At 44.2% G+C, this 18,450-nt stretch carries 12 protein-coding genes; 8 read left to right on the top strand and 4 right to left on the bottom strand.

Annotated features, from left to right (window positions below; genetic code table 11):
- Window positions 1-30 precede the first annotated feature (30 nt).
- Together O3602_RS04965 and hutI are read right to left on the bottom strand one after the other, a co-directional pair.
- Window positions 31-2,415: a phosphoketolase gene (locus O3602_RS04965; protein ID WP_371611266.1), complete on the bottom strand. Its 2,385-nt coding sequence runs from the start codon at window positions 2,413-2,415 to the stop codon at window positions 31-33.
- Between the two features lie 292 nt (window positions 2,416-2,707).
- Entirely contained in the window at window positions 2,708-3,955 is a 1,248-nt protein-coding gene (gene hutI, locus O3602_RS04960) for an imidazolonepropionase (protein WP_270299668.1), read from the bottom strand.
- 199 nt (window positions 3,956-4,154) lie between these two features.
- Between hutI and O3602_RS04955 the strand changes: the two genes are divergently transcribed.
- The 8 genes from O3602_RS04955 to hutG all read left to right on the top strand — a co-directional run bounded on the left by O3602_RS04955 (window position 4,155) and on the right by hutG (window position 14,310).
- Window positions 4,155-6,185, top strand: coding sequence for a urocanate hydratase (locus tag O3602_RS04955; RefSeq protein ID WP_003005205.1), 2,031 nt, complete (start codon window positions 4,155-4,157; stop codon window positions 6,183-6,185).
- Window positions 6,186-6,268: 83 nt separating this feature from the next.
- Entirely contained in the window at window positions 6,269-7,168 is a 900-nt protein-coding gene (gene ftcD, locus O3602_RS04950) for a glutamate formimidoyltransferase (RefSeq protein WP_003008641.1), read from the top strand.
- Between the two features lie 12 nt (window positions 7,169-7,180).
- Entirely contained in the window at window positions 7,181-7,810 is a 630-nt protein-coding gene (locus tag O3602_RS04945; RefSeq protein ID WP_371611265.1) for a cyclodeaminase/cyclohydrolase family protein, read from the top strand.
- 35 nt (window positions 7,811-7,845) lie between these two features.
- Window positions 7,846-9,519 carry a formate--tetrahydrofolate ligase gene (locus O3602_RS04940; protein WP_003008645.1) on the top strand — a complete coding sequence of 558 codons (1,674 nt, stop codon included), beginning with the start codon at window positions 7,846-7,848 and terminating at the stop codon, window positions 9,517-9,519.
- A 15-nt stretch (window positions 9,520-9,534) separates the two neighbouring features.
- Window positions 9,535-10,113, top strand: a complete 579-nt coding sequence (locus O3602_RS04935) for a HutD family protein (RefSeq protein WP_003013270.1) — start codon at window positions 9,535-9,537, stop codon at window positions 10,111-10,113.
- Between the two features lie 21 nt (window positions 10,114-10,134).
- Window positions 10,135-11,478, top strand: a complete 1,344-nt coding sequence (locus tag O3602_RS04930) for an APC family permease (RefSeq protein ID WP_003005025.1) — start codon at window positions 10,135-10,137, stop codon at window positions 11,476-11,478.
- A 215-nt stretch (window positions 11,479-11,693) separates the two neighbouring features.
- Window positions 11,694-13,235, top strand: a complete 1,542-nt coding sequence (gene hutH / locus O3602_RS04925) for a histidine ammonia-lyase (RefSeq protein ID WP_070595442.1) — start codon at window positions 11,694-11,696, stop codon at window positions 13,233-13,235.
- Window positions 13,236-13,317: 82 nt separating this feature from the next.
- Complete coding sequence (gene hutG, locus O3602_RS04920; RefSeq protein ID WP_024054987.1) at window positions 13,318-14,310, top strand: formimidoylglutamase; 993 nt, start codon at window positions 13,318-13,320, stop codon at window positions 14,308-14,310.
- Window positions 14,311-14,453: 143 nt separating this feature from the next.
- On the opposite strand, the gene O3602_RS04915 is transcribed toward hutG, so the two are convergent.
- Together O3602_RS04915 and metF are read right to left on the bottom strand one after the other, a co-directional pair.
- Entirely contained in the window at window positions 14,454-17,390 is a 2,937-nt protein-coding gene (locus tag O3602_RS04915) for an AAA family ATPase (protein WP_371611264.1), read from the bottom strand.
- 132 nt (window positions 17,391-17,522) lie between these two features.
- Entirely contained in the window at window positions 17,523-18,398 is an 876-nt protein-coding gene (metF, locus tag O3602_RS04910; protein ID WP_003013322.1) for a methylenetetrahydrofolate reductase [NAD(P)H], read from the bottom strand.
- Between the last annotated feature and the right edge of the window lie 52 nt (window positions 18,399-18,450).

The following is an 18,450-nucleotide window of genomic DNA, read 5'->3' as shown; positions in this document are numbered from 1 at the left end:
TGAAAAGCCGGATTGCTCCGGCTCTTTTTCTTATTTATTTACATTTTCCCATTTCCAGTTTTGAACTTCTGGAATATCGTCTCCGTTTTCACGGATGTAGTCATGGTGGAAGGCGATTGTTTCATCCATCTTCGCTGCAAATGCGCTTGCTGCTTCTCCAAGAGCTGCATTAGCTGCATCTTGTGCCAAGTGGAAGCGATCCAACTCAGACATCACACGCATATCAAATGGTGTGGTGATATCCCCGTTTTCACGGTAACCATGCACGCGCAAGTTATGGTTGTGACGGTTGAAGAAGATATCACGGATCATGCCTTCGTAACCATGGAAGGCAAAGATGACTGGTTTATCAGTTGTGAAGACTTTGTCAAATTCTTCATCTGAAAGTCCACGCGCATCAACGGATGGGTGACGCAATTTCAAGATATCTACCACATTGACAAAGCGGAGCTTCAATTCTGGGAAGGCTTTATGCAAGATTGTGATGGCTGCAAGAGCTTCTAAGTTTGGCTCTGTACCTGCAGCTGCAATGACAAGATCTGGCTCTTCATCTGCTGAAACAGTTGATGCCCAATCAATCACTTTGTATCCTTCACGTACCAATTCTTCAGCTTCATCTACTGAGTAGAATTGTGGACGTGGGTGTTTAGAAGCTACAATCAAGTTAATCTTGTCTTCTTCCTTGAAGGCTTGGTCCATCACCGCAAGCAACGTATTGGTATCTGCTGGCAAGTACTCACGGATGTATTCAGGAGTTTTCTCAGCCAAGTGAGTCAAGATACCTGGATCTTGGTGAGTGTAGCCATTGTGGTCTTGTTGGAATACTGTTGAAGTCGCAATCAAGTTCAAGGCTGGGTAGTTTTTACGCCATGTCGTGTGAGTCTTAGATTTACGCAACCATTTGAAGTGTTGAGTAATCATAGAGTCTACAACACGAAGGAATGATTCGTAAGAAGCGAAGAATCCATGACGACCTGTCAAGACATATCCTTCGAGCATTCCTTCCGCTTGGTGTTCTGACAATTGAGAGTCAATCACACGTCCAGCAGGGCTCAAAGCTTCATCGTAGTCTAGTTTCATACGTCCTAACCATTGACGGCTTGTACGAGTAAAGACTTCTTGAAGACGGTTTGATTTGGTTTCATCTGGTCCAAAGATACGGAAGTTGTCTGGGTTCGCATCCACAAGATCTGCTGCATACTTACCAAATTCGATCATATCTTGCGCCATGATAGCACCTGGTGTTTCGATCTTGAAGGCATGTTTCTTCCAATCAGCAGTGTCCATTGGCTTGATGACACCTGCGTTTGTGATTGGGTTCATAGCCATGCGTCGATCACCTTTTGGTGCGATTTCAGCAATTTCAGGAAGTAATTTACCAGTTTCGTCGAACAACTCAGCTGGACGGTATGATTCCAACCAAGAAAGAAGAGCATCCACATGCTCCATGTGGTGAGCATCTACTGGGATTGGCACTTGGTGAGCACGGAAGCCACCTTCAATTGGTGTTCCTTCCCAAGCTTTTGGACCTGTCCAACCTTTAGGAATACGAGCAATCAAGACAGGGTATACTGGTTGAGTTGCTTCTTCTGCAGAACCTTTACGAGCTTCTGCTTGGACTTTCTTGATTTCTTCAATCGCTTCGTCCAATTTTTCTGCAAACAAAGCATGAGATGCTTCGTGGTCGTCAGAAATAGCGGTTACGTCTGCAAAGATTGGTTTCCATCCAAGACCTTCAAAGAAGAGGGCCAATTCTTCGTCTGTTTTGCGTTCGAAGATGGTTGGGTTGTGGATCTTCCCACCATTGAGGTAGAAGATTGGAAGGATCGCCCCATCGTTGACTGGGTTCAAGAAGGTATTTGACAACCAACCAGCCATCAATGGACCTGTTTCTCCTTCACCGTCACCGATAACTGTGGCAGCAATCACATCTGGATTATCCAATACAGCACCTGCAGCGTGAGAAAGGGCATAACCAAGTTCTCCACCTTCGTGGATAGATCCTGGTGTTTCAGGCGCAGCGTGAGAAGCGATTCCTCCTGGGAATGAGAAGATCTTACACAAGTGTTTGAAGCCTTCTTCATTTTGTGGGATGTTTGGATTTAATTCAGTATAAGAACCATCTAAGTATGAGTTCGATACCATTACTTGCCCACCGTGACCTGGTCCTTCAATGTAGAACATATCCAAGTCGTATTTGTTGATGGCACGGTTCAAGTGAGCATAGATAAAGTTTTGCCCTGGTACAGTTCCCCAGTGTCCGATTGGGTGAGCTTTCAAGTCATTTTCAACGACTTCGCGCTTCAACAATGGGTTATCTTTCAAGTACATTTGAGCAGCTGAAATGTAGTTGGCTGCACGCCACCAAGCGTCTACTTTATCCAAGTAAGCTTTGCTGTTATAATCGACAGTCATCTTGTCTCCTCACAATTTCTAGACAGGTCTGTTGAACAACCTGTTCGTTTGATGAATAATTTAAACAATCTGTTTTCCAGTCAAACAGATGATATTGAAGAAAATATTCAATATTACTTCTATTCTATCAAGAATTTCCCTTTTTGTACATTAGAAAGTAAGAAAAATATTCTTTGAACGTCAAATTTTAATTTTCTACTAAAGTGGTCCTATTCCCTACAGGGATAGGTTTTTAAAAAAAGACTTTGCTGATTTTTGCAAACGAGCAAAGTCCCAAATGAAATGGAGTCGGTTAAATGACTTTTTGACCTTTCTTGTAGACATCTGTCACGAGATTTGTCGCAAAGAAATAGAAGAGATAATCTAGATTTGGTGCATCAAAGATGGTAATGTCAGCCTGTTTGCCAACATCAAAAGAGCCAATTGTTTTAGCACGATCAACTGAGTAGGCCGCATTGATGGTCACCGCATTGAGAATTTCTACTGGAGTTAGGCGCATCATGAAGCAACCCAGATGCATGGCAAACTGGAGATTGGCTGTCGGACAAGACCCTGGATTGCTGTCCGTTGTTAGGGTGATGGCCATGCCAGCATCCAACATCTTACGAGCCGGTGCATAGGTATCTTCCATGAGGCTGAAGGTTGTAGCTGGCAATAGATTTCCAATCACTTTTGCTGCAGCTAATTTTTGAATGCCTTCATCCGTAATCACCATCAAGTGTTCTGCACTAGTGGATTCCAATTCAGCCGCCACGTCAACACCACCAATGGATTCGATTTCATCGGCATGAATCCGCAGTTTGAAGCCCATCTCCTTAGCTTTAGAAAGAAGATAGCGGGATTCATCTGCTGTAAAGACACCTTTTTCACAGAAAATATCACAGAACTCAGCTAGCTTTTCTTCTTTCACTTTGGGAAGCATTTGCTCCACAATGAGATCTAAATATTCTTGGGAACGGCCCTTGTACTCTGTTGGGATCGCATGGGCTGCCATAAAGGTTGATACCAGATCAATTTCATGGTCACGGTCCAAGGCAGCTACTACATCCAATTGTCGTTTTTCAGTTTCCCAATCCAAACCATAGCCACTCTTGGCTTCAACTGTTGTCACCCCATGACGCAACATGTAATCCAACAGTCGTTTGGACTTGTCATAGAGAGTGTCAAAAGAAGCTTCCCGTGTTGCCCGAACCGTGCTCAGAATTCCACCGCCTTGAGCGAGGATATCTAAGTAAGAAACACCTGCTAATTTTTTAGCAAATTCATGTTCACGACTGCCTCCATAGACCAAGTGGGTATGGCAGTCAATCAGGCCAGGAGTCGCAACTTTTCCTTCACAGGATTTTACTTCCGTATGGTCATCGATCAGTTCTGGATCTGGTTGCCCTGTCCCAACTGCAAGAATCTTTCCATCTTTAATGGCGATATAAGCATCGGAAAGAATTTTTGCCTCTGCCATCTCCTTGCCATAGAGAGGATGGCCTAAATCATTTGGACAAAACAATTGGTTAAAGTGGGTTAATAGGATATCAGCAGACATATGAAACATTCCTTTCTATTTCCATTGTTATTCATTTTACAATTCTACAGAAAAAGCGTCAAAAAAAAGTCAAAAAGTTTTTCCCTCATTTTTTTTTGCTTTATTAAAAATTATATTTTTTTTTGACTCTTTATTGACGTTTCTTCGATACAATAAAGAAAATATAAATTCACAGTCCAACTATAAGGAGGGTTCTGCTATGTCATTTATAGACGAGAAAGAAATTGCAGCTGCTATGTCTGTCAAACTTGACTTTGATGTCCTACCTGAAAAGGCGACTTTTCAAGAAGGCATCCGTCGAGCACCTGATAGAGGCTTCCGCTTAACGCAAGCTCAGACTGAAATTGCCCTTAAAAATGCTTTGCGTTACATTCCTAAAAAATTCCACCAAGAGTTGATCCCAGAATTTCTGGAAGAACTAAAAACGCGCGGTCGGATCTATGGCTATCGCTTCCGTCCAAAAGATCGGATCTACGGAAAACCAATTGATGAGTACAAAGGAAAATGCACAGCTGCTAAGGCTATGCAGGTCATGATCGACAACAACTTGAGCTTTGAAATTGCTCTTTATCCATATGAATTGGTCACTTACGGAGAAACAGGTTCTGTCTGTGCTAACTGGATGCAATACAACTTGATCAAGAAATACTTGGAAGTCATGACAGAAGACCAAACCTTGGTGGTTGAATCTGGTCACCCTCTGGGCCTCTTCAAATCGAAACCAGAAGCTCCTCGTGTCGTCATTACCAACGGTCTCTTGATCGGTGAGTATGATAACATGCGCGACTGGGAAATTGCTGAAGAAATGGGAGTGACGAACTACGGTCAGATGACGGCCGGTGGCTGGATGTACATCGGTCCTCAAGGGATCGTTCACGGTACTTTCAACACCCTTCTCAATGCCGGTCGTCTCAAACTCGGTGTGCCAGATGACGGCGACTTGACCGGTAAACTCTTCATTTCATCTGGTCTCGGTGGGATGAGTGGCGCTCAAGGGAAAGCAGCTGAAATCGCAAAAGCGGTGGCCATCGTTGCAGAAGTAGACCGCTCTCGGATCGAAACCCGTCACTCTCAAGGCTGGATTAGCCAAGTGACCGACAGTGCCGAAGAAGCTGTGAAATTGGCTCAAGCAGCACTGGAAGCTGGTGAATCCACTTCGATTGCCTACCATGGTAATATCGTAGACTTGCTCGAATATGTCAACGAACACCAAGTCCATGTTCATCTTTTGTCTGACCAGACCTCTTGCCACAACGTTTATGATGGTGGCTATTGCCCAGTTGGCATTAGTTTTGAAGAACGGACACGTTTGCTGGCAGAAGACAAAGAAACCTTCCATCGCCTGGTTGATGAAACCTTGGCTCGTCACTTTGCAGTGATCAAAGCCTTGACAGCTAAAGGTACCTACTTCTTCGACTATGGTAATGCCTTCATGAAATCTGTTTACGACTCAGGCATCAAGGAAATTTCTAAGAATGGTCTCGATGACAAAGACGGCTTCATTTGGCCATCTTATGTAGAAGATATCATGGGACCTATGCTCTTTGACTATGGTTATGGTCCATTCCGTTGGGTCTGCCTCAGCGGTAAACACGAAGACTTGATTGCAACTGACCATGCAGCTATGGAAGCGATCGATCCAACTCGTCGCTACCAAGACCGCGACAATTACAACTGGATCCGCGATGCTGAAAAGAACCAATTGGTGGTTGGTACACAAGCTCGTATCCTCTATCAAGATTGCATGGGCCGTGTCAACATTGCTTTGAAATTCAATGAACTCATTCGCCAAGGTAAGATCGGACCGGTCATGATCGGACGTGACCACCACGACGTATCTGGTACAGATGCTCCATTCCGTGAAACCTCCAATATCAAGGATGGTTCGAACGTCACTTGTGATATGGCGGTTCAATGTTACGCTGGTAACGCTGCTCGCGGTATGAGTCTCGTTGCTCTCCACAACGGTGGTGGTACTGGTATCGGTAAAGCTATCAACGGTGGATTTGGGCTCGTCTTAGACGGTAGCCACCGGATCGATGAAATCATCAAGTCTGCCATTGCCTGGGACACTATGGGTGGGGTTGCTCGTCGGAACTGGGCACGGAATAACCATGCCATTGAAACAGCGATCGAGTACAACCGTCTCCATGCAGGAACAGACCATATCACCATTCCTTATCTGGCAGATGAAGATTTGGTCAAAGAAGCCGTTCAAAAATTGTTTTAACATCAAAAAATAAAAACTGAGAAAGGGGAGGAAAATACAAAGACTCCTCCTCCCCACCTTCTCCTATAAAAAGAGGTAATCATATGGCAAAAATTGTTGAGTGTATTCCAAACTTCTCTGAAGGACGCAATCAGGCTGTGATCGACGGATTAGCAGCTACAGCAAAAAGTATTCCAGGTGTCACTTTACTAGACTACTCGTCCGATGCCAGCCACAACCGTAGCGTCTTTACACTCGTTGGGGATGAAGAAAGCATTCAAGAAGTGGCTTTCCAATTGGTGAAATACGCTTCTGAAAACATTGATATGACCAAGCACGAAGGCGAACACCCTCGTATGGGGGCAACAGACGTTTGTCCATTCGTTCCGGTTAAGGATATCACTACAGCTGAATGCGTTGAGATTGCTAACAAAGTAGCCGAACGCATCAATCGTGAATTAGGTATTCCAATCTTCCTTTATGAAGATGCTGCAACTCGCCCAGAACGGAAGAACTTGGCTAAAGTGCGTAAAGGACAATTTGAAGGAATGCCAGAAAAATTGTTGGAAGAAGACTGGAAGCCAGACTACGGTGAACGCAAGATTCACCCAACTGCAGGGGTTACAGCTGTCGGTGTCCGTATGCCACTCGTTGCCTTCAATATCAACCTTGATACAGACGACCTAGAGATTGCCAATAAAATTTCTAAAATCATTCGTGGATCAAGCGGTGGATACAAATACTGTAAAGCGATCGGCGTCATGCTAGAAGATCGCAACATCGCCCAAGTCTCCATCAACATGGTCAACTTGGAACAATTCCCATTGTATCGTGTCGTTGAAACCGTTCGTTTCGAAGCGCAACGCTATGGTGTTCGCATCATCGGAACAGAACTCATTGGACTGGCTCCTGCTAAGGCTTTGATCGACTCTGCTGAATACTACTTACAATTAGAAGACTTTGACTACAGCAAACAAGTCTTGGAAAATCACTTGTTGGGTTAGAAAGGGAGTTCTATGAAACTAGTTGACTTAAGTATTACGGAGTTTGCCAAGGTCCTTGGTTCAGATGCTCCAGCTCCAGGTGGTGGTTCTGCTGCTGCCCTATCCGCTGCAAATGGGATTTCCCTTACAAAAATGGTCTGCGAACTGACCATTGGAAAGAAAAAATACGCTGAATTTGAAGACCACATCAAAGCAGTTCATGAAAAAAGCGCTCACCTCCAAGACCAATTACTAGAAGCCATCGACAAGGATACAGAAGCCTTCAACGTTGTATCAGCTGTCTTTGATCTTCCAAAAGAAACGGAAGAAGAGAAAGCTGCTCGTCGTGAAGCCATGCAAAAAGCTTTGAAACATGCGACAGTATCTCCTTTCTCTATGATGGAGCTCATCGTTGAAGCTCTTGAAACCACCAAAGAAGCTGTTGGCAAGTCCAACACCAATGCGGCTAGTGACCTAGGGGTAGCTGCTCTGAATCTTAAAGCTGGCCTTCAAGGTGCTTGGCTCAATGTCTTGATCAACATTTCAGGAATCAAGGACCAAGACTTCGTCCAAGAATACCACGGCAAGGGACTCAAACTCCTCCAAACCGGTTCTGATCTTGCAGATAACATTTACCAAACCATTTTAGAAAGTCTATCTTAAACCTAGCAAATAAAAATAAAGAAAGAAGGGATTCTATGGTTTTATCGGATATTGAAATTGCCAATTCTGTCCAAATGAAGCCAATCACTGATATCGCTGCTGAACTTGGATTGACCGAAGACGATATTTCGCTCTACGGAAAATACAAGGCAAAAATTGATAGCAACCAACTGGAACAACTAAAGGACAAGGAAGATGGAAAGCTGATTCTCGTGACAGCCATCTCTCCGACACCTGCTGGAGAAGGAAAGACAACCACCTCTGTTGGCTTGGTCGATGCTCTTTCAGCTATTGGTGAAAAAGCCGTCATTGCCCTGCGCGAACCTTCACTTGGCCCTGTCTTTGGAATCAAGGGTGGAGCTGCCGGTGGCGGGTACGCCCAAGTGGTTCCAATGGAAGATATCAACCTTCACTTTACCGGAGATTTCCATGCCATTGGGATTGCCAACAACCTCCTTGCAGCCTTGATTGACAACCATATCCATCACGGCAATGAGTTGGGCATCGATTCTCGTCGTATTACCTGGAAACGGGTGGTCGATATGAACGACCGTCAACTCCGTCATATTGTCGATGGCCTTCAAGGAAAAACAAACGGGGTTCCTCGTGAAGATGGCTTTGACATCACCGTGGCTTCTGAAATCATGGCCATTCTCTGTCTCTCAGAAAACATCCTTGATCTCAAAGAACGTCTTGATCGCATCATTATCGGCTACAACTACCAAGGACAACCGGTCACAGCCAAAGACCTCAAGGCTGGAGGTGCCATGGCAGCTGTCCTCAAAGATGCCATCCATCCAAACTTGGTGCAAACCTTGGAGCATACTCCTGCCATCATCCACGGCGGACCATTTGCCAATATCGCCCACGGCTGTAACAGTGTGTTGGCTACTAAACTAGCCCTCAAATATGCAGACTATGTTGTGACAGAAGCTGGTTTTGGAGCAGACCTCGGTGCTGAAAAATTCATCGATATCAAGTGCCGCATGGCCGGGCTCAAACCTGCTGCCGTTGTCCTCGTCGCAACCATTCGTGCCCTCAAAATGCATGGTGGAGTTGCTAAAGCAGACTTGGCTACGGAAAATGTCCAAGCCGTTATCGATGGTCTACCAAACCTAGACAAACACTTGGCCAACATCCAAGAAGTCTATGGTCTACCTGTGGTCGTTGCCATTAACAAATTCCCACTGGATACAGAAGCCGAACTAGAAGCTGTCTATGAATCTTGTAAGAAACGCAATGTAGATGTTGTCATTTCAGATGTCTGGGCAAAAGGTGGAGCTGGTGGTCGTGACTTGGCTGAAAAAGTCATTCAACTGGCTCAAGAAGAAAACCACTTCTCTTATGTCTATGACGAAGAAGACAGCATTGAAACAAAATTGACCAAGATCGTCACAAAAGTCTATGGTGGTAAAGGCATCAGCTTAACACCAGCAGCCAAACGAGAACTCAAAGAATTAGAAGCTCTTGGCTTCTCGAACTACCCAATCTGTATGGCCAAAACCCAATATTCCTTCTCAGACGATGCGAAGAAAATGGGAGCACCAAAAGATTTCACAGTTAAAATCAGTAACCTTAAGGTGGCTGCCGGAGCTGGCTTCATCGTAGCTCTCACTGGTACCATTATGACCATGCCTGGCCTACCTAAAGTTCCTGCCAGTGAAAAGATTGATATCGATGCCCACGGCAATATCACTGGTCTCTTTTAAGAAAGAAGGCGTCCTATGGTGACTCTCCTTCATCTTACCCCCGCAGATTATCAAATTTCTACCTGGTCCGGTGGCCAAACCACCCAACTCTTTCTCTCCCCAGAGGGAGGAAGCTATCCAGATCGGACCTTTGACTTCCGCCTCTCTACTGCAACGGTAGAGGTTGAAAAAAGTAACTTTACCGATCTCACGGGCTACCACCGAATCTTGATGCCCTTGAATGCCTCCATTAGGCTCACCCATCACCATAAAGAAGTGGTTTTGAACCCCTTTCAAAGCTACTTCTTTGATGGGGGAGATCCTGTATCTAGCCAAGGGACTTGTCAAGACTTTAATTTAATTTACAAACCTTCTTATCAGGGGCATATGAGTGCTATATCCCCAAAAGAGAGTGTCAAAAGTCAGAGTCGCTATCAATTGATCTACGCTCTCTGTCCACTAACACTCGAATGGGGAACCAATCATTCTCAAACCCTCCAAACTCACGAGCTCCTGGTGATCGAACAAGCATCTCCTCTTCAAGAGATGACAATCACGTTTTTACCCCATCAGTCTGGGGAGCAACCGATTGCTATCTGGACTGGACTACAATAATGTTCACAAAGGAGAAACATTATGAACGGAGCACATAAACAGTCGATTGAGGAACAAGAAAAAGCGAAATTCAGCTTTAGCGGTGCCACTCTTTACGGTATCAATGCCGTGATCGGATCTGGTATCTTCCTCCTCCCTCAAAAAATTTATTCCGGCCTCGGACCAGCTTCTCTAGCCGTCATGTTCGGGGTTGCCATTCTCGTCATGCTACTATCAGCCTGTCTGGCTGAAACAGCTGGCTACTTCGACAAAAACGGTGGAGCCATGCAATACTCAAAAGCCGCTTTCGGAGACTTCGTTGGCTTTAACGTTGGGATTCTCGGTTGGGCCGTTACTGTTATCGCTTGGGCTGCCATGTTAGCCGGCTTTGCTAAGATCTTCATCATCACCTTCCCAGCATTTGAAGGCTACAACCTTCCGATCAGTATCGGTATGCTGATTCTCTTGAGTCTGATGAACATTGCCGGTCTGAAAACCTCTAAGATGTTTACTCTGACAGCTACTGTTGCAAAATTAATTCCAATTGTCCTCTTCTCACTCTTTGCCATCTTCTTCATTTCCGGTGGCGTGAGCAAAGGCAACTTCACACCTTTCCTTCAATTGGAAAGTGGAACAAACCTCTTCAGTTCTATTTCTAGTACAGCCGTCTACATCTTCTACGGTTTCATCGGATTTGAAACCATGTCTATCGTTGCAGGGGAAATGCGCAACCCTGAAAAGAACGTTCCCCGCGCTATTCTAGGTTCTATTAGTATTGTATCTGTTCTCTACATGTTGATCATCGCAGGAACAATCGCCATGCTTGGTGGTCGCATTATGCAAACCGGTGCACCGGTACAAGACGCATTTGTCGAAATGATTGGCCCTATCGGAGCTCCACTCGTTTCTTACGGAGCCCTCATTTCAATCGCCGGTCTAAACATCGGTGAATCCATCATGGTCCCTCGTTTTGGTGCCGCATTAGCAACTGAAAAACTCTTGCCAGAAGGGCTTGGAAAAACAAACTCTAAGAATGCCCCTGTCATTGCCATTATCATTTCTGGTATCTTCGCCTTCTTACTCTTGTTATCTGGCTCTTTCGAAACATTAGCAACCTTCAGTGTTGTCTTCCGTTTCTTCCAATACATTCCAACTGCTTTGGCAGCCATCAAACTCAGAAAAATGTACCCAGACAAAAAGGTTACCTTCCGAGTACCATTTGGTCCCGTTATCCCAGTTCTAGCCGTTGTGATCAGTATCTTGATGATTGCAGGGGACAACATGATGAACTTTGTTTGGGGTGCCATCGGCCTAGTGATCGCAAGTGGACTCTACTTTGTTTTCCACGGTGATAAACTACACAAATCTAAAACCCTTCCTCACTAATTTTCTTTACACAGTAGATGGGAACAGAGACGGGAGCGAAGCTCGGTTTTGCTCCCTAACCCATCTAGGACTCCACGAATATCAAACCTGAGCCCTTTTCTCTATGACTCTTTTCAATTTTTTAGATCAATAGACAATGGGCCCATGTTTGGTATTCAAACCGAAGTAAACAACACTACTTCCACAGAACAACTATTCATAATCGGAGGTTTTATATGACTCAATTGATTCATTTAGATGGTAATAGCTTAACACTCGAAGAAGTCATCGCTGTAGCTCGGCACGGTGCCCAATGTGAGCTTGATGAACAAGCCAAAGAAGCCGTTATCGCATCCCGTAAAATCGTTGATGACATTGTCCGGGAAAAACGAGTCGTCTATGGTGTAACCACTGGCTTTGGTTCCCTCTGTAATGTCAGCATCTCTCCAGAAGATACTGTTCAACTTCAAGAAAACCTGATTCGAACTCACTCATCTGGCTTCGGTGATCCACTTCCTGAAGATGCCGTTCGTGCCATCATGCTGATCCGTATTAACTCACTCTTGAAAGGTTATTCTGGCATTCGTCTGTCAACCGTTGAAAAACTGTTAGAATTGCTCAACAAAGGAGTCACTCCTTATATCCCTGAAAAAGGCTCTCTCGGAGCTTCTGGAGACCTTGCTCCTCTTTCTCATATGGTTTTACCAATGTTGGGTCTTGGACGTGCCTATTACAAAGGAGAACTTCTCAGTGGTCAAGAAGCCCTAGATCGTGCTGGAATTGAAAAGATCCAATTGGCTGCCAAAGAAGGGCTTGCCTTGATCAACGGTACAACCGTCCTAACGGGTATCGGTGCTCTTGCGACTTATGATGGTATCCAATTGCTCAAACTCTCTGATATCGCTGGTGCTCTCTCAATGGAAGTTCACAATGGAATTACCAGTCCATTCGAAGAAGACCTTCATACCATCCGCCCACAAAGTGGACAATTGGCAACTGCTCGCAACATCCGTAACCTTCTTGAAGGAAGCAAGAATACCACTGTTGCGACTCAACAACGGGTACAAGATCCTTATACACTTCGCTGTATCCCTCAAATACATGGAGCCAGCAAGGATTCTATTGCTTACGTAAAAGAAAAAGTTGAAATCGAAATCAACTCTGTAACAGATAACCCAATCATCACCAAAGAAGGCCACGTCATCTCAGGAGGTAACTTCCACGGTGAACCGATGGCGCAACCATTTGACTTCCTAGGAATCGCCCTTTCTGAAATTGGGAACGTATCTGAACGTCGGGTGGAACGCTTGGTCAACAGCCAACTCAGTAAATTACCATCCTTCTTGGTCAAACACCCTGGACTCAACTCAGGCTTCATGATTACCCAGTATGCTTGTGCATCCCTTGCATCGGAAAATAAAATTTTGGCTCACCCTGCTAGTGTCGATTCTATTCCATCTTGTGAAAACCAAGAAGATTTCGTCAGCATGGGAACGACTGCCGCTCGTAAAGCAGCAGAAATTCTTAAAAACTCACGTCGCATCGTTGCTACTGAAATCATGGCAGCTTGCCAAGCCTTGGATCTCAAGCCAGAAAATCATGAACTTGGTAAAGGTACAAAACCAGCTTATGAGCTGATTCGTCAAAAACTGAACTTCATTGAATTTGACAAAGATATCGAAATCTTTGAAGAACTCAATAAAGCATCTGCTGTTGTCGAAAGCGAAGAATTCTTAGCAACCATCGAAAAAGCAGTTGACTTAAGCATTCAATACTGATACAGTAAGAATAAAGCAAAACAGAGGCTGGCGATCTTCTCAGCCTCTGCCTGCTTTCAGAAAAATAAGGGAGGCGACAAGCTTGCTCACAAACTACTATCCAATGACCTACAGCTACTACCAAGGTAGCATCGAGGACAATCCCTACACGGCCAAATGGGGAATGGTCACCAAATTTTTAGACCTAAACGACGAGACCCTCACTCCATTTGAGGGGATGACCTTTGGGATCATCGGCTTTAAGAGCGACAAAGGAGTCTATATCAATAATGGGCGCGTAGGAGCGGTCGAGGGTCCTACAGCCATCCGTTCTCAAATCGCTAAACTTCCATGGCACTGGGGAACCAATGTGACAGTGTATGATGTGGGAAATATTGACGGGCCCAACCATTCATTAGAAGAACTCCAAGAAAGTCTCTCACAAGCGATCCAGCGTATGTACCAATTAGGAATCCAACCTATTGTCCTAGGAGGCGGTCACGGAACTGCTTACGGCCACTATCTAGGGATTCAATCCAGTTTAGAAAAAGATGAACAACTGGCTGTGATCAATCTGGATGCCCACTTTGATTTGCGACCTTACGACCAAACCGGTCCCAATTCTGGAACAGGTTTTCGTCAAATGGCTGATCATGCGAAAGAAAAAGGTCAGGACTTCCCTTACCTCATCCTGGGGATCCAAGAGCATAATAACAACCTCTTCCTCTTTAATTACGTTGCTAAAACACCAAGCATTGATTTTTTAACTGGCCAAGATCTCTTCCAGATGAGCCACCAAGCCATTCTGGATCGAATCGATCAATTTTTAGAAAACCAAACCGCGATCTATCTGTCTATTGATATGGATTGCTTTGCGGTCGGCTCTGCTCCTGGTGTTAGCGCCATCCAATCACTTGGTGTCGATCCTAAACTAGCCCTCCTGCTTCTCCAACACATTGCTGCTAGTGGCAAACTAATCGGATTTGATGTCGTGGAAGTTTCTCCTCCTCATGACATTGACAATCATACTTCAAATCTTGCTGCGACCTTTATCTTTTACTTGACCCAAATATTGGCGCAACAAAAACTGAACTAGGAAGATTTCTACACACATAAAAAGCATAGAAACACCCATTGCTGGTGTATTTCTATGCTTTTTCTTCAATTTCAGACACAATGATCTTTGTCTGAAAGGAGGACAGGCCACTTAGCCCTCTCTTATGATTTAGGCAAGAGACACTACATGTCTTTTAATTTCTTAAGAAGCTGACGATCTCTGTAGGGATTCAAGTGTTGCTCTGCCACCTTTTTGTAGTAATTCTTATCTTCTTTCAAGAAGGTCCTTAAGGCAGGAGCAAGCTCTTCTCCTCTCTCCTTTTGATCAGATAAGTAAGCTAATAGATAATGAACCATCCCCTTATCCCGTGAATTGGCCGATTGTTTCATCGTCCTTTCTTTTCGAGCCAGATAAGCCGCAACCTTTTCTTGATATTCTTGCTGACAGGCGATCAAGGATTGATAAAATTCGAGCAATTCTTCCTTCCAAGGGAAGCGAACACTGGACAAAATCTTCTGAGCTCTGTCAAAACAGAGACGAGCTTGAATCAAATCTCCCTTCCAATAATAGGCGATCCCAAGATCAATATCAAAGACGACACGGACGGAATCAACAGCCTGATCTCCCACCAAACGCAGAACCTCTTCTAAGTGGGTGACAGCTACTTGGAAATGGCCTCTCACTTGCTCGATTTCAGCGAGGTAGGCCAAAGAAGCCGCAATTTGAATGGCATACTTGGCCTGCATGCTATTGGTCAAACTAAAGCAATCAATGGAGCGATACAGATGCCGGGTCGCCTGCTCCTCATCCCCAACCATCAGGTGATACAAGCCTTTCAAACGCAACTGGATCGCGATGACCTCATGATTATTAGCTTGGATGGCATCTTCCAAAGCCAAATCTGTATAATAGGCCATCTCAGAGATATTTTCCGTTTGAATGCAATAATAAATGATTTGCCGATAACCCTCTAAGAGGAAGTCGGATTGCTTGAGTTCCCGCGCATAGGAGATGACTTTTTGGATATCATGAATCCCCTTTTGATACTCCCCACTTCGAATAAAATAGCGACCTTCTAAGTACAAGTAACGCAGTTGTAAATACTTGTATTCTCTATCTCTTTGGTGCCTTGAAAAGAGGTTATCTAATTCTTGACGTATGCGGGATAGCTCTCCAAAAATGTCCAAATGGCTATTTGAACCATCTGATAGGAGCCCCTCATCTGCCTTGGAATAAATCGGAAACAGCTCATGCTCCAGCTGAAGGATTTCTTCTAGATAGGTCAACTCAAAAGATAAGGAACGCAAAAGATTTTGGGATTGCTTGTATTGGTAGGCAGTTTCCTTATAAAGAAGAAGGTCCGTCGAATCTTCTAAAGTTTCTTCCAATTTTTGCGCAATTTGTTGGTGGAAGAGCCGCCGTCTAGCTGGCGAAAGAAGATGGTAAAAGTACATAGCTACCAATTGCTTGCAGAATTGAACCATGAGAGCCTCTCCTTCTTCTACGATTGAGACGACCGTTCTTTCAGATAAAGGCTCGATTAATTCTATCAAAACAGGAAGCTCTGTAGCCGTCAATTCTGCCAAGATAGACAGAGAAATTGGCTTATGAAAACAAGATAAGTAGTGTAGAAGAGCCTCTTCCTCACTGCTCATATCCCCAAGTTCCTGAGAAAGATAAGCTTGAATGATATCAGGCAAGGGTTCTAAATTTTCATTTTCTTTCCACTCTTCGATATAGCTGGACAGCAAGAACGGACTGCCTTCACTCCATCCGACCATCTGCTCCATCACTGCCGGCTCTATTGCTCCCAGTTCCCCTTTCAAGAGAGCACGACTTTCACTTGGATCAAAATTGGTCAACTCTAGTTGAGACAGCCGTTTCTCTACCTTCAAGCTCCCCAAGAAGTTGACAAAGGAAGCTGGTAGAGGCTCTTCAGCTGTAAAAATCAGTTGCCATTTCTCCTGGTTTCTTCTCTCCTCTAGTTGTTTCACTTTTTCTAGAGACACTGCATCGATCCACTGGGCATTTTCAAGCAGAATCAGGAGCGGTTTTTCTTTGCTAAGGCTCTGAAGCTGATTCCATACCGAAATGAGATCATCCTCCTCTTCCAGAAGGAAAATCCCCATCTCATCGCCTAGTTTCTCTAGCGCTTGTCTGAAATCATTCCAGCTGCTTCCTTCGTAGCGCTGGCTAGTAGCTCTTCCTTCCACCTTGATAAAATTAAAACTGCGATTGGACATCAAGACTAACTGCCGCAACAGACGTTTCTTACCTGTTCCAGATTGCCCTATCACGAGAAACGGTCCTACCGCTTCACCCGTCTCCACTAAAGAGAGGTATTCCTCGAGCTGAGAGAGTTCTTGCTTCCGACCAAAGAAGGGAAGTTCATGGATATTTAAGCGATGACTCAGTTTATGAGTTCGTTTGGCTTCCAAAACGGAGTGATAAAGTTCCTCAATCGCTCGACTGGGATGCACACTGAGCTCGCGATCCAATAAATCGACTAGCTTATAATAAGTCTCAAAAAATTTTCCTAGCTGATGATGGAAGCTATAATACTCCATCAAGAGCTGGTAGTTTTTCTCTTCAAATTCATCCAGCTCTACCAAATGATGGAGCAAGAGTTCTATACTAGGATCTGCAAAACCGACTTGCTCAATTTTTTGATAGCAACTTTCGACATAGAGCTTCCTATAAGCATCTCGTTTGCGAGAAGCCCACTGGTCAAAGTCTTCATCATCCTTGACATAGAAGCCCTCTAGAAAGTCTCCCCGATAGAGATCCAAGGCACTTAGTGGATCTCTTTCAAAGAGCTGAACATCCAGCGAAAGATTCAAGTCAGGATTAAGGGCCAAACTACTCCGGCTTGGTGAGACAATGATATCTCCCTCAAAGATTTTATTGGCTTGGTAAACCGTATTCCGTAAGTTTTTGCGAGCTACTTGATTTTCCTTATCTCCCCAAAGGATACCGGCTATTTCATCACGGTTGACTTGCCCCATGACCGCCAAGTAATAAAACAAGGCCTCCATCTTAGAGAAAGAAAACCGAATAGTTTTCTGATTGAAAACAACCTTAGGGGGTCCAAATAACTTTAACGTGAGATCTTTCTTCATTGCAAGCGCCTCCAAAATCGTCTTAGTTATACTATAAAAAAAAAGTTGGCTTTTAGCAAGTGATTTATCCAAATAAAAAGAGATTGAGAACGATTCTTTCTCAATCTCTACACTTCCTACTAAAAGTGTTGATTAATTCACTTCAAAATTCGGTTGATGAGCAAATAACGCCTTTGTTGCTTGATAGACGTGGTAAGCGACATCTTCATTGTTCATGGTGTAAAGGTGGACACCTGCCACATCTTGAGTAACCAAATCAACGATTTGATCAACTGCATAAGCCAAACCAGCTGCGCGAAGAGACTCTGGATCATGCTCATACTTGTCCAGAATGGCTTTAAACTTCCGTGGGATATGAACATTTTCACAAGTCTTAAGGAGACGAAGGGCCTGATTGCGATTGAGAATCGGCATCACTCCTGCATGAATGGGAACATCGATCCCAGCCAAGGTACACTTATCTTGAAAATCATAGAAACGCTCATTGTCAAAGAAAAGTTGAGTGACCAAGCTAGAGCACCCTGCATCTACTTTCTTTTTAAGATTTTGAATATCTGAAATTTGGTTTGGAGAATCTGGGTGTCCCTCAGGATAGCAAGCACCAATCACCTCAAAATGAGGAGCTTCTGTTTTAATAAATTCAATCAGATCCGTTGCATAACGAAAGTCTTTTAAAGGTTCCACACCAGGGATAATATCCCCACGCAGAGCCAAAATCCGATGCACCCCAACTTCATTTAACTCCTGAAGAGTATCAGCCACTTTTTCCTTGCTCAAATAGACTGCTGGCAAGTGAGCAATTGTCGGAATAGACAATTCATTTTGAATGTAATTGGCTAAAGCAACAGTCGTCTCTTTGATATTGTATTTATTATTGCTAGCGGTCACACTAATAAAGTGAGGAGCTAGCTCCTGCATATTTGCCAAGGCACGTAAGAGTTTGGCATTGCCTACTTCAGGATTTGGAGGAAAAACTTCAAATGACAGAGACGGTGTGTGTTGTGACATATTCTATCCTTTTCTTTTGTTTCTTTGATCAAGAACTCTGAGCCACTATTTC

This window comes from Streptococcus sp. 27098_8_186 (genome assembly GCF_041432055.1).
Classification (GTDB): domain Bacteria; phylum Bacillota; class Bacilli; order Lactobacillales; family Streptococcaceae; genus Streptococcus; species Streptococcus dentalis.
Note: the sequence above shows the minus strand (reverse complement) of the source record. Positions and strands in the feature narration are given on the sequence as shown.

What these genes read in the sequence shown, in the direction of transcription:
- hutI (WP_270299668.1), bottom strand. Translation starts at nt 3,955, where the DNA reads ATGTCTGCTGATATCCTATTAACCCACTTTAACCAATTGTTTTGTCCA.
- O3602_RS04955 (WP_003005205.1), top strand. Translation starts at nt 4,155, where the DNA reads ATGTCATTTATAGACGAGAAAGAAATTGCAGCTGCTATGTCTGTCAAA.
- O3602_RS04945 (WP_371611265.1), top strand. Translation starts at nt 7,181, where the DNA reads ATGAAACTAGTTGACTTAAGTATTACGGAGTTTGCCAAGGTCCTTGGT.
- O3602_RS04915 (WP_371611264.1), bottom strand. Translation starts at nt 17,390, where the DNA reads ATGAAGAAAGATCTCACGTTAAAGTTATTTGGACCCCCTAAGGTTGTT.
- O3602_RS04935 (WP_003013270.1), top strand. Translation starts at nt 9,535, where the DNA reads ATGGTGACTCTCCTTCATCTTACCCCCGCAGATTATCAAATTTCTACC.
- metF (WP_003013322.1), bottom strand. Translation starts at nt 18,398, where the DNA reads ATGTCACAACACACACCGTCTCTGTCATTTGAAGTTTTTCCTCCAAAT.
- O3602_RS04965 (WP_371611266.1), bottom strand. Translation starts at nt 2,415, where the DNA reads ATGACTGTCGATTATAACAGCAAAGCTTACTTGGATAAAGTAGACGCT.
- ftcD (WP_003008641.1), top strand. Translation starts at nt 6,269, where the DNA reads ATGGCAAAAATTGTTGAGTGTATTCCAAACTTCTCTGAAGGACGCAAT.
- hutH (WP_070595442.1), top strand. Translation starts at nt 11,694, where the DNA reads ATGACTCAATTGATTCATTTAGATGGTAATAGCTTAACACTCGAAGAA.
- O3602_RS04940 (WP_003008645.1), top strand. Translation starts at nt 7,846, where the DNA reads ATGGTTTTATCGGATATTGAAATTGCCAATTCTGTCCAAATGAAGCCA.
- O3602_RS04930 (WP_003005025.1), top strand. Translation starts at nt 10,135, where the DNA reads ATGAACGGAGCACATAAACAGTCGATTGAGGAACAAGAAAAAGCGAAA.